The following is a 14751-nucleotide window of genomic DNA, read 5'->3' as shown; positions in this document are numbered from 1 at the left end:
CCGGGCCCCCCCCGGGGGGGGGGCCGCCCCCCCCCCCCCCCCCCCCCCCCCCCGGGCCCCCCCGCCCCCCCCGCCCCCCCCCGCCCCCGGCCCCCCCCCCCCGCCGCGGCGCGGTCAGCGCCAGGACGGCAGCCACAGCTCGGCCTGCCAGTGCTCCTGCGTGATCGGCTCCCCGTTCAGGATCGGCCACAACCAGGCGAAGTTCGCCACCACCAGGCCGACGTACAGCGCCACCAGCAGCAGCCCCGTCTTCCGCCGCTCGGTGTGCTCCCGCGCCGCGCCGAGCACCTCGCCCAGCACCAGCACGATCCCCAGCACCAGGAACGGCGCCATCGGCGTCGCGTAGAAGTAGTACATCTGCCGGTCCAGGTTGATGAACCACGGCAGGTACCCGGCGGCGTAGCCCACCAGCACCGCGGTGTAGCGCCAGTCCAGCCGGCTCGCCGCCCGCCACACCGCCCAGGCCGCCACCGGCAGCGAGAGCCACCACATCGCGGGCGTGCCCAGCAGCATCGTCGCCTGCACGCAGTTCGACCCGCCGCAGCCGGGCAGCCCCGACTCGTAGTAGTAGAGCATCGGTCGCATGCCCATCGGCCACGCCCACGGCTTCGACTCCCACGGGTGCGGGTGGTTCCCGGTGGTCAGGTGGGTGTGGAAGTCCAGCACGTTGAGCTGGTAGTACAGCAGCGAGCGCAGCGGGTCCGGCAGGAAGCCCATCCCCACGTCGGAGGCGGTGATCGCCGCGTTCCGGTCGGTGGCGGTCTCGCTGGCGAACCAGTTCGCCCAGGTCGCGAAGTACACCGCCAGCGGCAGCACCAGCAGCGAGCCCAGCGCGGGCACCGTGTCCCGCACCAGCGCGCCCACCCACGGCCGCTCCACCCCCGCGGTCCGCCGCGCCCACGCGTCCCACAGCACGCTGAGCAGGCCGAACGCCATGATGTAGTAGATGCCGTTCCACTTCACCCCGCAGGTCAGCCCCAGCGAGACGCCCGCGGCGAACCGCCACCACCGGAAGCCCAGCCGCGGTCCCCACCGGCTGTCGCCGATGCGCCCTTCGGCGACGACCAGCGACAGCCGCTCCCGCATCCGGTCGCGGTCCACCAGCAGCAGCGCGAACGCGGCGAGCACGAACAGCGCCTGGAAGATGTCGAGCATCCCGACCCGCGACTGCACGTGGCTGACCCCGTCGCAGATCAGCAGGATCCCGGCGAGCGCGCCCAGCAGCGTGGAACGGGTGAGCCTGCGGGCGATGCGCACCAGCAGCACCACCATGATCGTGCCCGCCAGCGCCGCCGAGATGCGCCAGCTCCATGGGCCGTACCCGAACACCCACTCGCCGATCGCGATGAGCTGCTTGCCGACCGGCGGGTGCGCGACGACCTCGTAGCCGGGGTTGTCCTCGTAACCGCCGTTGCGCAGCATCTGCCACGCCTGGATCGCGTAGTACTTCTCGTCGAAGACCGGCGTCCCGTCGTCGGTGGCCCGGCCCAGGTCCCAGATCCGCACGATCCCGGCGATCAACCCGATCACCAGCGTCACGATCCAGCCGCGCAGCCGGTCGGACGGCATCCTCGGTGCGAGCAGCGCCCGGGCGTCCCGAGAACCGGGTTCGGCCGCGGGCGGGGTCTGACCGGGTTCGACCATGTTCTCGGCCTGGCCGCCGGTGGAGTTCGGCACGAGCACGCTCACACGTGAATCGTAGGGTTGGGCTCATGGACCTCGAATCCGGATCGGGCACGTTGGTGCTCGCCGCGACCCCGCTCGGTGATGCCCGCGACGCGTCCGCCCGGTTGGTCGATGCGCTCGGCTCGGCGACGATCATCGCCGCGGAGGACACCCGCCGGGTGCGCACGCTGGCGACGTCGCTAAGGGTGAACCCGGCCGGGAAGATCGTCAGCTACTACGAGGACGTGGAGGCGGCGCGCACCCCGCGGCTGCTGGAATCGCTGCGGGACGGCCAGGACGTGCTGCTGGTGACCGACGCCGGGATGCCGAGCGTGTCCGACCCCGGGTACCGGTTGGTGTCGGCGTGCGCGGCCGAGGGACTGCCGGTGACCTGCCTGCCGGGGCCGTCGGCGGTGACGACGGCGCTGGCCGTGTCCGGGCTGCCGTCGGACCGGTTCTGCTTCGAGGGCTTCCCGCCGCGCAAGCCGGGGGAGCGGCGCCGCTGGTTCGGGCGGCTGCTCGCCGAGCAGCGGACCTGCGTGTTCTTCGAGTCGCCGCGGCGGCTCGCGGACACCTTGGCGGACGCGGTCGCGGTGCTCGGCCCGGACCGGGCGGCGGTGGTGTGCCGCGAGCTGACCAAGACCTACGAGGAGGTGCGCCGCGGCGACCTGGGTTCGCTCGCCGAATGGGCGGGCGCCGAGGTGCGCGGCGAGATCACCGTGGTGATCGGCGGCGCGGCCCCGGTCTCGCAGGACCCGGCCGACCTGGTGCCGCAGGTCGAGGAGCGGGCCGCCGAGGGCATGCGGCTCAAGGACGCCGTCGCCGAGGTCGCCGAGCTCAGCGGCGCCCGCAAGAACGAGCTGTACACCGCGGTGCTCGCCGCCCGGCAGTGAGCTGAGCGAGCCCGCCCCTCCGCCGCGGGCCGGGTGGCGTCGGCGGGATCCCCACTGCGGGACCGTGGTCACCGGTCGCTCCGCGCGGGGGAACGTCGATCCCGCGGCGGTGGCCGTCGCCCGGGTGGTCGCTGCTCAGCGGTCCGGGCCTGCTGGGCGCGGTCGAAGCCGGGCGGTGCGGTGGGGTGCGGGGCTACCGTGCGCGCATGGTGTGGGTGACCGGGACTACCAGGCTGGCGGCGATCACCGGTGCGGAGTCGCGCAACGCCGGATCGGGCGTGGTCGCGACCGACCTCGGGATCTTGTGGGACGACGGGCGCGGCGGGGTGCTGGCCGCGTTCGGCGACACCTACGGCGAGCGCTGGGGCGGTAGCGGTGCCGGCCCGAAGCACGCGGACTGGCGGTGCAACGTGCTCGCCCGCAGCACCGGGACCGACCTCGACTCGGGGCTCGACCTGGACTGGGTGGTGCGCCGGGAGGACGGTGGCGCGGCCCAGTTCCTGCCCGGCGACCGCACCGGCGTCCGCGAGCACACCGTGATCCCCACTGCGGGCATCGCCGTCGGCGGGCGGAACCACCTGCACTACATGTCGGTGCGGCGCTGGGGAGTTCCTGGTTCGTGGCACACGAACTACGGGGCGCTGGCGTACTCCGACGACGGCGGCCGCAGCTGGACGAAGTCGGAGTCGGCGGTGTGGCGCAACGACCGGCAGCCGTTCCTGCGCCGGTTCCGCCGCCGCGACCAGGGCGGCCACCCGTTCCAGCAGCTCGCATTCGCGGGCGTCGTGGCCGGGCGGGTGCACCTGCTGGGCACGCCGAGCGGCCGGTTCGGCGCCGGGCACCTCGCCCGGGTCGGCCCGGACGACCTGCTGGACCCGGCGGCCTACGAGTACTGGACGGCGCGCGGCTGGACCGCGGACGAGCGGGAGGCGCTGCCGGTGCTCGCCGCCCCGGTCGCGGAGCTGTCCGTGCAGTTCAACACCCACTTCGGCCAGTGGTTCGCGGTGCACCTGGACGAGCGGCGGGCCGCGATCGTGCTGCGCACCGCCGACCGGCTCACCGGACCGTGGTCGGCGGGACGGGTGCTGGCCGCCGGATCCCGGTTCCCCGCGCTCTACGGCGGCTTCCAGCACCCGTGGGCGGCGGACCGGCCCGCGGTGTACTTCACGACGACGCAGTGGCGGCCGTACAACGTGTCCTTCCTGCGCGCCGACCTGGAATGACCCCGTCCGGTCGGGCTCCGCGCGGACCGTAGGCTCGCCGGTGGCACGACCGACCGAGGGGTTTGACGGTGAGCAAGAAGGACAAGAAGGAACGGCCGCCGATGCCGGAGGCGCTGCCCGCGCCCGCGGTGGACGCGCACACCCACCTCGACGCGTGCGGCGCGAAGACCGCCGAGGACGTGCGCACCCTGGTCGACCGCGCCGAAGCCGCCGGGATCACCCGGGTGATCACCGTCGCCGACGACCTCGAGGCCGCGCGCTGGGCCGCCGAGGCCGCTACCTGGGACGACCGCGTGTTCGCCGCGGTGGCGCTGCACCCGACCAGGGCCGAGGACCTCACCGACGCCGCCCGGGAGGTGCTGGCGGAGCTGGCCGAGCGGCCGCGGGTCGTGGCGATCGGCGAGACCGGGCTGGACTACTACTGGGACTTCTCCTCGCCGGCATCGCAGCACGAGGCGTTCCGCTGGCACATCGACCTGGCCAAGCGCACCGGCAAGCCGTTGATGATCCACGACCGGGAGGCGCACGAGGACATCCTGCGCATCCTGACCGAGGAGGGGTCGCCGGAGGCGGTGGTCTTCCACTGCTTCTCCGGGGACGCGGAGTTCGCCCGCGCCTGCGTGGACCGCGGCTACGTGCTCTCGTTCGCGGGCACCGCGACCTTCCGCAACGCCAACGCGGCCGGCCTGCGCGAGGCGGCCCGGCTGGTGCCGGTGGAGCAGATGCTGGTGGAGACCGACGCGCCGTTCCTCACCCCGCACCCGTTCCGCGGGCGCCCCAACGAGCCCTACTGCGTCAATTACACCCTTCGAGAGCTCGCGGAACTGCGCGGAGCCGATCTCGCGGAACTCGCCGTGGCCACCACCGCCACGGCAGAGCGGATCTTCCGCCTCGATCAGGTAGGAACCGGCTGACCTGCGCTGACTGAGCGTGCCCTGCCGTCGTGCCGGGCGCGCGCACTGACTTGCGACCGCGACCCGGCGACCTAGCGTCCCCTGCGGAAGCCGGGGGCGGCCCCGCTCGGCGATCGGCCACAGTGGACCCGACAGGTCCGCGGCAGGCGCCGGGACCGCTGCCCGGAGGCACGGCAGTCAGGACCTGTATGCGCATCCGTGGCATCACCAGGATCGGAATCGCCGCCGCGATCACGCTGTGCGGCGCGCCGCTCGCGACCGCGGCACCCGCCCCCGAGCGCAGCGGTGACGCCGGAGAACCCCGCACCGCGCAGGTGTGGGACCGGCTGGCGCAGTGCGAATCCGGCGGGAACTGGGCCACCAACAGCGGGAACGGCTACTACGGCGGGCTCCAGTTCGACCGCAGCACGTGGGCGGCCTACGGCGGCGAGGGCTTCGCCCGCTACCCGCACCGCGCCTCGCGCGAGCAGCAGATCTCGGTGGCGAGCGCGCTGCGCGACGACCGCGGCGGCTACGGGGCCTGGCCGGCGTGCGCCCGGAAGCTCGGGCTCCCGCGTTGAGCGCTCCTGCTCCGAACGGCGTCCCGAAGCGCCGCTGAACGGCTCGACCGCCGGAGATCGCCCGGGAGTGTGAGGAAGTGAGGTTCCTCATCACCCACCGCGTCCGGACGGTCGTTGCCGCCGCCGGCGCGGGCGGCGGGAGATGACCGCTCTCTCCCGTCGCCCGCCCCCCACCCGCCGTCCCGGCGCCCGAGCCGGATCCGCTGATCGGGGCGACTGGTGATCCGCTCACCAGGGACGATCAAACCGTCCACTGGGGACGAAGTGGTCGATCTCGGCGCGGAGCGGCGAAACCGCGGCGGTGGTGGGAAAACTGGCAGCGGTTCGCGGTCGATCACTCGACCCGATCACCGACGGTGCACGGTTGCGCGGCAAATCGGCGTAACCCAGGTCACACCGCCGGGGGGCCCCTTGGCGGGCCCGCGGGATCACGCTAGAGTCTCGGCCTCGTAACCGATGACAACGAAGTCACGGGAACGCCCGCTAGTCGCCGCCGGGTACGTCGGGGAAGTCGGTGCCACCGATCGAGCTGGGAACGAGACCGGTTCGCATCAGGTATCGGCTGAAGACGGCGCTTGGCTACGGGAGTCGGATACGGAAACGAAGCACGAAGTCGCGCAGCGGCAGGTGAAGGAGTTCGAACCGGACATGCTCGGCGAACTCCCCTCGGTCACCCGCGCGCGGACGGCTTCTCGCTTTCGAGAGGTAGCGACCCTGTGAACGGACGCGGCATCCCCGGTGCCCACGCCAGCTCCACCAGCAGTGATGAACAGCTGGGTGGTGCAGGCCGAGACCACGGCTACTGGGCCGATTCATTCGAGCCCTCGACGGACTGGTTCAGCCCCGTGAGCCCGCAGCAGCAGACCGCGGTCGGCCTGCTCGATCGCGAGAGCGATGCGGAGATCACCGCCGAGCAGCCCTTCGCCCCCATCAGCGACCGGTACCCGGCGCAGGACCACCCGAGCTTCCCGCCCGGCGCGCTGGAGATCACGCCGGACGACGTGCTCGAAGCGCTCGGACCGCAGGCCGACGAGATGCTCGCGACTGCCGACATCGACGTCGACGAGCTCATCCGGCTCATCAACGCAGAGACCGTGGTCATGCCGCCGCTGGTCCTGCCCGACGAGCTCGGTGAACCGCAGGCGCAGCCCTCCCCGGAGGTCGTCGAAGCGATCACCTCGTGGAAGCAGCGCTTCCTCAAGGGCGCGGTCGCCGCGGTCATCCTCACCCTGACCGGCTCCGGCGGTGCCGCCGCCGCGATGGACAAGTCCGTCACCGTCGAGATCGACGGCAAGGAACGCCAGGTCAACACCTACGAGTCGACCGTCGGCGAAGTCCTCGAGGACGAGGGCATCAGCATCGGCGAGCACGACGCGCTGAGCCCCTCCCCGCAGTCCAAGGTCGGGCACAACGACACGATCACCCTCGACCGCGGCCGCCTGCTGAAGATGACGGTGGACGGCGAGCAGCGCGAGGAGTGGGTCCGGTCGGTGACCGTCGGCCAGGCGCTGCGCCAGCTCGGCGTCGCCGACGACGGCGCCTGGGTCTCCAGCGCGCGCAGCACGGCGGTGCCCGAGCAGGGCATGGACCTGGTGGTCAAGACCGCCAAGGACATCACGATCACCGACGGCGCGGGCGAGCCCCGGCAGCTGACGACCACCGCGGTGACCGTCGACGAGCTGGTGCAGGAGCAGAACCTCCAGCTCGGGCCGGAAGACCACATCACCCCCGGCGGCGACCAGAAGATCACCAGCGGTGCCACGGTGCAGATCGACCGCACCGGCAGCACCGTGATCAACGTGACGGTGCCGATCGAGCCGCCGGTCAAGGAGATCGAAGACGACTCCATGCTCAAGGGCGAGGAGAAGGTCGAGAACCCGGGCACGCCCGGCGAGAAGATCGTCTTCACCCGGGTGAGCACCCGCAACGGCGAGGAGACCGGTCGCGAAGCGGTCGGCGAGAAGATCACCAAGGAGCCGACCGAGAAGGTCGTCCGCGTCGGCACCAAGCAGCCGCCGAACAGCGCCGTCTGGGACAAGCTGGTGCAGTGCGAGGCCGGCGGCAACTGGTCGATCAACAGCGGCAACGGCTACTACGGCGGTCTCCAGTTCGACAAGAGCACCTGGGACGCCTACGGCGGCGACCAGTACGCGGCCTACCCGCACCAGGCCAGCCGGGAACAGCAGATCTCGGTCGCCACGAAGGTGCGCGACGCCCGCGGCGGCAGCTACGGCGCCTGGCCGGGCTGCTCCTCGAAGCTCGGCCTGAGCTGAGCCGCGCCGGGACGGTTCCCGGCTCCCGCGTTCTTCGACCGGTCATCGGCCTCGTGCCGGTGCCCGCTCGTTCGCGTTCCCGGGCCTGCTCGGTGCGGTCCTGATCAGCGCGGGGGAGGGCGGGCGCGGTGCGGGAAGCGGGCGCGGGTAGCTTTGACCTCGTGGAACAGCACGCGAACCAGGCGCGGTTGCTCGGGCCGGCCGATGTTCGCCGGCTGGCGGGGGAACTCGGGATCCGGCCGACGAAACGGCTGGGCCAGAACTTCGTGCACGACTCGAACACGGTGCGCCGCATCGTCGGCGCGGCCGAGCTCACCGCCGAGGACGTGGTGCTGGAGGTCGGGCCCGGGCTGGGCTCGCTGACCTTGGCGTTGCTGCCGGAGGCCGCCGGGGTGGTGGCCGTGGAGATCGATCCGGTGCTCGCCGAGCGGTTGCCGCGCACCGCCGCCGAGTTCGCCCCCGAGCTGTGCGACCGGTTGCGGGTGCTGCCCGCCGACGCGCTGCGGGTGCGGGCCGCCGACTTCGCCGAGCCGCGGCCGACCGCGCTGGTGGCGAACCTGCCGTACAACGTGGCGGTGCCGGTGGTGCTGCACCTGCTGGCGGAGCTGCCGTCGCTGCGCACCGGGCTGGTGATGGTGCAGTCCGAGGTCGCCGACCGGCTGGCCGCGAAACCGGGTGGTCGCACCTACGGGGTGCCGAGCGTGAAGGCCGCGTGGTACGCCGACGTCCGGCGCGCCGGGCCGGTGCCGCGCAACGTGTTCTGGCCGGTGCCGAACGTCGATTCCGGGCTGGTGGCGTTCTCCCGGGTCGATCCGCCGTCGGCGGCGCCGCGGGCGCAGGTGTTCGCGGCGGTGGACGCGGCGTTCGCGCAGCGGCGCAAGACGCTGCGGGCGGCGCTGTCGGGCTGGGCCGGGTCGGCGGCGCGCGCCGAAGAGGTGCTGCGGGCGGCGGGGGTGGATCCGGCGGCGCGGGGCGAGCAGCTCACCGTGGCCGATTTCGCCCGGGTGGCCGAGGCCGCCGGAGAACCGGCGCGCTGACGTTCCGCTGCGTCGCCTCCCTTCGGGACTTCGTTGGTCCGTCCGGAGGGAAAACCGTAGTGTTGATCACATAAGGTCACCGGAATATTCACGGCGGGCCATGCCCCCTGCTCAACAGGGGGATGTGATTTGTCAAACGATTCCACATAGTGACGGGTTTTGGCTTGCGCCCGTCGACACCGCTGCGTTCTACTATGCGGGAAATCCATCCCGAGCGGCTGAGAGACCTGGCTCCACGACGCCGCAGCAACCACTCCACCGGAGCAGGTGCTAACGCCAGGGTCGATGGAGTTGTGGTGTCTGAAACTCTGCTCGCAGGTGAACGTGCGCCCCGGACCAGCCGCCGGCAGGCCCGCGGCGGTCGCGCTCGCGTCGGATCCGGTCCGCACGGCCTCGCCTTGACCCAGCGCCGGGTCATCGATCACGGACGCCGCACCACGACGGCCTGTCGCCTCGCCGGCTGACGACCCCAGTCGTCACCGCCCCACCAGGCCCTTCTGTTCCTCCCCGCCCGGCCGCGGCATGCCCGCAGGCCGGCGTGAGCTGATGCGGAGCGATCGTGATCACAGTCGAGAACCTCACCAAGTCCTTCCGGCACGACCAGTCGAGCCGGTCCGACGTCGTCGCCCTCGACGACGTGTCCCTGGAGGTCCCCGCGGGCGCCGTGCTCGGCGTCGTCGGCCCCAGCGGCGCGGGCAAGTCCACCCTCGCCCGGTGCATCGCCCTGCTGGAGAAGCCGGACCGCGGTGCCATCCGGGTCGACGGCACCGACCTCGTGGCCCTCGAAGGCGCCGCGCTGCGCGCCGCCCGCCGCCACATCGGCGTCGTGCCGCAGGGCGACTCGCTGCTGCGGCAGCGGACCGCCGCGGGCAACGTGGCGCTCCCGCTCGAAGCCGCCGGGATGCCCGCACCGCAGCGCCGCAGCCGCGTCGCCGAACTGCTCGACCTGGTGGGGCTCACCGACAAGGCGCCGACCTACCCGGACCGGCTCTCCGGCGGGCAGCGGCAGCGCATCGCGGTCGCCCGCGCGCTGGCCGCCAAGCCCTCGGTGCTGCTGGCCGACGAACCGACCTCGGCGCTGGACCCGGGCACGACCGACTCGGTGCTGACCGTGCTGGACCGGGCGCGTTCTGAACTGGGCGTCACCGTCCTGGTGGTCACCCACGACATGGCCGTGGTGCGGCGCATCGCCGACGACGTGGCCGTGCTCGAAGGCGGGCGCGTCGTGGAGCACGGCAAGGTGCTCGACCTCGTCGCCGAACCCGGCAGCCGGGTCAGCACCAGCCTGCTGCCCGAGACCGACCAGGCGCCCGCCGTGCCCGGAGTGCGGCACGACGTGGTCGCCGAAGTGGTCCTCGTCGGCTTCGCCGCCGTCGGGGCGCTGCTGCCGGAGGCGGCCGCCCGCTTCGGGGTGGAGCTGTCCATCCTCGGCGGCGGGCTCACCCGGCTCGGGGACACCCCGGTGGCGAAGTTCCGCATCGGACTCACCGGCGAGCGGTCCGAGTCGGCCCTGAAGTGGATGGTCGACCGGGACGCGCACGTGCGGCGCACCCCGGTCAGTGTTGATGGAGTCGCGGCGTGAGTGATCCGACCCCCTGGGCGGAAGTAGCGGAGCTGCTCGGCGGTGCCACCGTCGAAACGCTCTACATGGTGCTGGTGGCGACCGTGCTGGCGGTCCTCGGTGGACTGCCGCTCGGCGTGTTCCTGCACCTGAGTTCTCCGGTCGGGCTCAACCCGCGTCCGACGCTGCACCGGATCCTCGGTGTGGTCGTCGACGTGGTGCGGTCCGTGCCGTTCGTGGTGCTGCTGGTGGTGCTGGCCTCCTTCACCAGGTTGTTGGTGGGCACGTCCATCGGCAGCACCGCGGTGATCGTCCCGCTGGTCGTCGGCGCGGTGCCGTTCTTCGCGCGGCTGACGCAGAACGCGTTGCGGGAGGTGAGCTTCACCGTCGTCGAAGCCGCGATCACCACCGGGTCGAGCCGGTGGCGGATCGTGTGGACCGTGCTGCTCGGCGAGGCCCGCGCCGCGCTGGTCGGGGCCGTCGGCGTCACCGCCGTCGCGCTCATCGGCTACGCGGCGATGGCCGGCGCCATCGGCGGCGGAGGTCTCGGGACCACCGCCATCCAGGACGGCTACCAGGCGTACGACGAGCGCGTGCTGTACGGATCGGTGGCGGTGCTGGCCGTGCTGGCCTTCGCCATGCAGCTGCTCACCGACATCACCGCCAAAGCAGTGGACCGCCGCCGCAGCGCGACCGGCTAGGCCCGCAGCTCACCAGGAACACTCCGACGACGGGGACGTGCGATCCCCGCCGGCCGCCGGTGCGCGTCACCGGCCGGCCCTCCAGAAAGGACGCGATCGATGCGTTTTCGCTCCCTGGCCGTGGTGCTCACCGCCGCGACGCTGGCGCTCGCAGGTTGCGGCGGCTCCGGCACGCCCGCCGCGCAGGACCCCGAGGCCCCGCTGACCATCGGCGTCAGCCCGCAGCCGCACGGCGAGATCCTGCAGTTCGTCAAGGACGACCTGGCCGAGAAGGCAGGCATCGAGATCGAGATCGAGAAGTTCGACGACTACAACCGGCCCAACGAGGCCGTCGCCAACGGCGAGCTGGACGCGAACTACTACCAGCACAAGCCGTACCTGGCGGAGTACCAGGCGCAGCGCGGCGGCGAGTTCGAATGGGTGCAGACGGTGCACCTCGAACCGCTGTCGGTCTACTCCAAGAAGGTCCGCTCCCTCCAGGAGCTGCCGAACGGCGCGCGGATCGCGCTGCCCAACGACCCGTCGAACCAGACCCGCAGCCTGGAACTGCTGCAGGCCAACGGTGTCCTCAAGCTGAAGCCGGGCGCCGAGCAGGGCGCCGGGGTGCGCGACGTGGCGGAGAACCCGAAGAACATCCAGTTCCAGGAGCTCTCCAGCGACCAGCTGCCCCGCTCGGTCGATGACGCCGACGCGGCCATCGTGAACGGCAACTACGCGCTCAAAGCCGGGCTGAAGGATCCGATCGCGGTGGAGAGCGCGGAGAACAACCCGTACGCCAACGGTCTCGTCGCCTCGCCCGAGATGGCGAAGGACCCGCGGGTGCAGAAGCTGGCCGAGCTGCTGCGCTCGCCGGAGGTCGAGGACTTCATCAACAAGACCTACGGCGGCATCTCGGTGATCCCCGCTTCCTGATCGATCCCGGACCGGGGGGCCCCTCGTGGCAGCGGGGGGGCCGCGGTGCGTCCGGGCCGGGCTGGACGAAGATCCACCTGGTGGCGGTGCCATCGCCCGACCGGGAATTCCGGCCGGGTGCGCGGAGGTTCCGCTGTGAAGTCGGGTGCTGGGGCGGCACGCGAGTCGCGCGGACACGTACGCTCTAGGGGTGCTCTCCGTGGTACCCACCCCCATCACCGTGCGTGTCCCGGCCAAGGTGAACCTGCACCTGTCGGTCGGCGATACCCGCCCGGACGGCTACCACGAGCTGGTCACCGTCTTCCAAGCGCTCTCGCTCACCGACGAGGTGACGGTGCGCACCGCCGACGAGCCCGGCATCGAGGTGCACGGCGAAGGCGCCGACTCGGTCCCGACCGGGCCGAGCAACCTGGCGTGGCGGGCGGTGCAGCTGCTCGCCGAGCACTCCGGCCGCGACCCGGAGGAACCGGGCGTGCAGCTCACGATCCGCAAGGGCATCCCCGTAGCGGGCGGCATGGCGGGCGGCAGCGCCGACGCGGCCGCCGCGCTGCTGGCCGTGAACGCGCTGTGGCGGCTGGAGATCGGCCGGGACGACCTCGCCGACCTCGCCGCGAAGATCGGCAGCGACGTGCCGTTCTCGCTGCTGGGCGGGACCGCGCTCGGCACCGGTCGCGGCGAGCGGCTGGTCCCGGTGCTGGCCCGGCACACCTTCCACTGGGTGATCGCGCTGGACCGGCGCGGCCTGGAGACCCCCGGCGTGTACGCCGAGCTGGACCGGCTGCGCGGCGACACCGGCCCGCACCGCGTCGGCGAGGTGGAACCGCTGCTGGAGGCGCTGGCCTCCGGCGACCCGCGGCAGCTGGCGCTGCTGCTGGGCAACGACCTGCAGTCCGCGGCGGTGTCGCTGCGGCCGAACCTGCGCCGCACGCTGCGCGCCGGCGTGGAAGCGGGCGCGCTCGCCGGGATCGTGTCCGGCTCCGGCCCGACCTGCGCGTTCCTGTGCACCGACGACGACGCCGCGGTCCGGGTGGCCGCCGAGCTGTCCGGCGCGGGCGTGTGCCGCACCGTGCGGGTCGCGCAGGGCCCGGTGCCCGGCGCGCGGATCGTCGGTGACGACCGCGCCGACCGGCCCACTCCGCCGCAGGTCCACGCCTGACCCACCCCCCACGTTCCTCTGGAGATCCACACCCCCGATGGCGAACCTGATCAACCTCGAATCGGTGAGCAAGAGCTACGGAGTGCGACCGCTGCTGGACGGCGTGTCCCTCGGCGTCGACGAAGGCGAACGCATCGGGGTCGTCGGCCTCAACGGCGGCGGCAAGACCACGCTGCTGGAAGTGCTCTCCGGTGCCGAAGAACCCGACTCCGGCCGCGTCAGCCAGTCCCGCGACCTGCGGATGGCCGTCGTCACCCAGCGCACCGAACTCCCGCCCGGGTCGACCGTGCGCAACGCCGTGCTCGACCCGCACGGGTTCACCGCCGAGCACGAGTGGGCCGCCGACGCGCGGGTCCGCTCGGTGCTCACCGGGCTCGGCATGACCCGGCTCGGGCTGGACACGCCCGTCGCCGACTTCTCCGGCGGGGAGCGCCGCCGGGTCGCGCTGGCCGCCGCGCTGGTGCGCGACCTCGACCTGCTGGTGCTGGACGAGCCGACGAACCACCTCGACGTGGAAGGGGTGCGCTGGCTGGCCGATCACCTGCTGGCCCGCCGCTGCGCCCTCGTCATCGTCACGCACGACCGCTGGTTCCTGGACACCGTCTGCAACCGCACCTGGGAGGTCACCCAGGGCAAGGTGGAGCAGTACGAAGGCGGCTACGCCGACTGGATCTACGCCCGCGCCGAGCGCGGCAGGCTCGCCCAGCAGGCCGAGGAGAAGCGGCAGAACCTGGCCCGCAAGGAACTCGCCTGGCTGCAGCGCGGTGCGAAGGCCCGCACCTCCAAGCCGCGCTACCGGGTGGAGGCCGCCGAAGCGCTGATCTCCGACGTCCCGCCGCCGCGGGACACCGTCGAACTGGTCAGCTTCGCGAAGCGGCGGCTCGGCAAGACCGTCGTCGAGCTGGAGGACGTCGACCTGCGGATCGCCGACCGCACCCTGCTGCGGGACGTGACCTGGCGAATCGGCCCCGGCGACCGGATCGGCGTCGTCGGCGTGAACGGCTCCGGCAAGACGACGCTGCTGCGGCTGATCGCGGGCGAACGCGAACCGGACGCGGGCACCCGCAAGGTCGGCGCCACCGTGCGGCTCGCCCACCTCACGCAGGAACTGCACGACCTGCCCGGCGACTGGCGGGTGCTGGAGGCCATCGAGGACGTGGCCGAACGCGTGCAGCTCGGCAAGTACGAGCTCACCGCCTCCCAGCTGGGGGAGCGCTTCGGGTTCGGCAAGGGGCGGCAGTGGACGCCCGTCGGCGACCTCTCCGGCGGGGAGCGCCGCAGGCTCCAGCTCGCGCGGCTGCTGATGGGCGAGCCGAACGTGCTGGTGCTCGACGAACCGACGAACGACCTGGACATCGACACCCTGCAGCAGCTCGAAGACCTCCTCGACGGCTGGCCCGGCACCCTCGTCGTCGTCTCGCACGACCGGTACCTGGTGGAGCGGGTGTGCGACCGGGTCGTCGCCCTGTTCGGCGACGGGAAGCTCAGCGACCTCGTCGGCGGCATCGAAGAGTACCTGCGGCGGCGCAGCTCGCTGCTCGAAGCGGAGGAGTCCGTCGGCAAGCAGGCCGTCGACTCGGCCGAGGCCAAGGAGAACAAGCTCTCCGGGGCGCAGGAGCGGGCCGCGCGCAAGGACCTCGCCAAGCTGGAGCGCCAGCTCGACAAGCTCGGCAAGAAGGAGCAGGACCTGCACGTCAAGCTCGCCGAGGCCGCCACCGAACCCGAGCGGCTGCAGGGGCTCAACGCCGAGCTGCGGGCGCTGTCGCAGGAGAAGGACGAAGTAGAAGCCCGCTGGCTGGAACTGGCCGATCAGCTGGATTGAGGTCGTTGTCCTGCTGCGAGGGGGTGGGGTGGCG

11 protein-coding genes, 1 pseudogene and 1 riboswitch are annotated in these 14751 nt (G+C 72.5%); of the genes and pseudogenes, 11 read left to right on the top strand and 1 reads right to left on the bottom strand.

The annotated features are described in order from the left end of the window. Nucleotides 1-114: 114 nt before the first annotated feature. Nucleotides 115-1644, bottom strand: a complete 1530-nt coding sequence (locus tag LCD35_RS06170; RefSeq protein ID WP_224960203.1) for a dolichyl-phosphate-mannose--protein mannosyltransferase — start codon at nucleotides 1642-1644, stop codon at nucleotides 115-117. Nucleotides 1645-1712: 68 nt separating this feature from the next. Here LCD35_RS06170 and rsmI point away from each other — a divergent pair, with 68 nt between their 5' ends. From rsmI to LCD35_RS06115, 11 genes and pseudogenes are all read left to right on the top strand, one after another. Then, on the top strand, nucleotides 1713-2558 hold the full coding sequence (gene rsmI / locus LCD35_RS06165; RefSeq protein ID WP_225043890.1) for a 16S rRNA (cytidine(1402)-2'-O)-methyltransferase: 846 nt from the start codon (nucleotides 1713-1715) through the stop codon (nucleotides 2556-2558). Between the two features lie 206 nt (nucleotides 2559-2764). Then, the gene (locus LCD35_RS06160) at nucleotides 2765-3781 is read left to right on the top strand and encodes a DUF4185 domain-containing protein (RefSeq protein WP_224960199.1); all 1017 of its coding nucleotides are present in this window, start codon (nucleotides 2765-2767) and stop codon (nucleotides 3779-3781) included. Between the two features lie 101 nt (nucleotides 3782-3882). Next, complete coding sequence (locus LCD35_RS06155) at nucleotides 3883-4695, top strand: TatD family hydrolase (RefSeq protein WP_224960201.1); 813 nt, start codon at nucleotides 3883-3885, stop codon at nucleotides 4693-4695. A 296-nt stretch (nucleotides 4696-4991) separates the two neighbouring features. After that, nucleotides 4992-5255, top strand: a pseudogene (locus LCD35_RS06150) (transglycosylase family protein); the annotation flags it as partial. A 716-nt stretch (nucleotides 5256-5971) separates the two neighbouring features. Then, nucleotides 5972-7528 carry a transglycosylase family protein gene (locus LCD35_RS06145; RefSeq protein ID WP_374108040.1) on the top strand — a complete coding sequence of 519 codons (1557 nt, stop codon included), beginning with the start codon at nucleotides 5972-5974 and terminating at the stop codon, nucleotides 7526-7528. A 161-nt stretch (nucleotides 7529-7689) separates the two neighbouring features. Further along, on the top strand, nucleotides 7690-8565 hold the full coding sequence (gene rsmA / locus LCD35_RS06140) for a 16S rRNA (adenine(1518)-N(6)/adenine(1519)-N(6))-dimethyltransferase RsmA (protein WP_224960197.1): 876 nt from the start codon (nucleotides 7690-7692) through the stop codon (nucleotides 8563-8565). Between the two features lie 202 nt (nucleotides 8566-8767). Next, nucleotides 8768-8857, top strand: a riboswitch (SAM riboswitch). A 267-nt stretch (nucleotides 8858-9124) separates the two neighbouring features. Beyond that, nucleotides 9125-10147, top strand: a complete 1023-nt coding sequence (locus LCD35_RS06135; protein WP_224960196.1) for a methionine ABC transporter ATP-binding protein — start codon at nucleotides 9125-9127, stop codon at nucleotides 10145-10147. Further along, complete coding sequence (locus LCD35_RS06130; RefSeq protein ID WP_224960195.1) at nucleotides 10144-10827, top strand: methionine ABC transporter permease; 684 nt, start codon at nucleotides 10144-10146, stop codon at nucleotides 10825-10827. The genes LCD35_RS06135 and LCD35_RS06130 overlap by 4 nt, the downstream gene beginning before the upstream one ends. A gap of 99 nt (nucleotides 10828-10926) precedes the next feature. Beyond that, nucleotides 10927-11739, top strand: a complete 813-nt coding sequence (locus LCD35_RS06125) for a MetQ/NlpA family ABC transporter substrate-binding protein (protein WP_224960194.1) — start codon at nucleotides 10927-10929, stop codon at nucleotides 11737-11739. 199 nt (nucleotides 11740-11938) lie between these two features. Beyond that, nucleotides 11939-12895 carry a 4-(cytidine 5'-diphospho)-2-C-methyl-D-erythritol kinase gene (locus LCD35_RS06120; protein WP_224958621.1) on the top strand — a complete coding sequence of 319 codons (957 nt, stop codon included), beginning with the start codon at nucleotides 11939-11941 and terminating at the stop codon, nucleotides 12893-12895. 37 nt (nucleotides 12896-12932) lie between these two features. Continuing rightward, nucleotides 12933-14717: an ABC-F family ATP-binding cassette domain-containing protein gene (locus LCD35_RS06115; protein ID WP_224958597.1), complete on the top strand. Its 1785-nt coding sequence runs from the start codon at nucleotides 12933-12935 to the stop codon at nucleotides 14715-14717. The last annotated feature ends 34 nt before the right edge of the window (nucleotides 14718-14751 follow it).

The sequence above is a fragment of the Saccharopolyspora sp. 6V genome (assembly GCF_020176785.1).
In the GTDB taxonomy this organism is placed as follows: domain Bacteria; phylum Actinomycetota; class Actinomycetes; order Mycobacteriales; family Pseudonocardiaceae; genus Saccharopolyspora_C; species Saccharopolyspora_C gregorii.
This window is presented reverse-complemented; position numbering and strand designations above follow the sequence as displayed.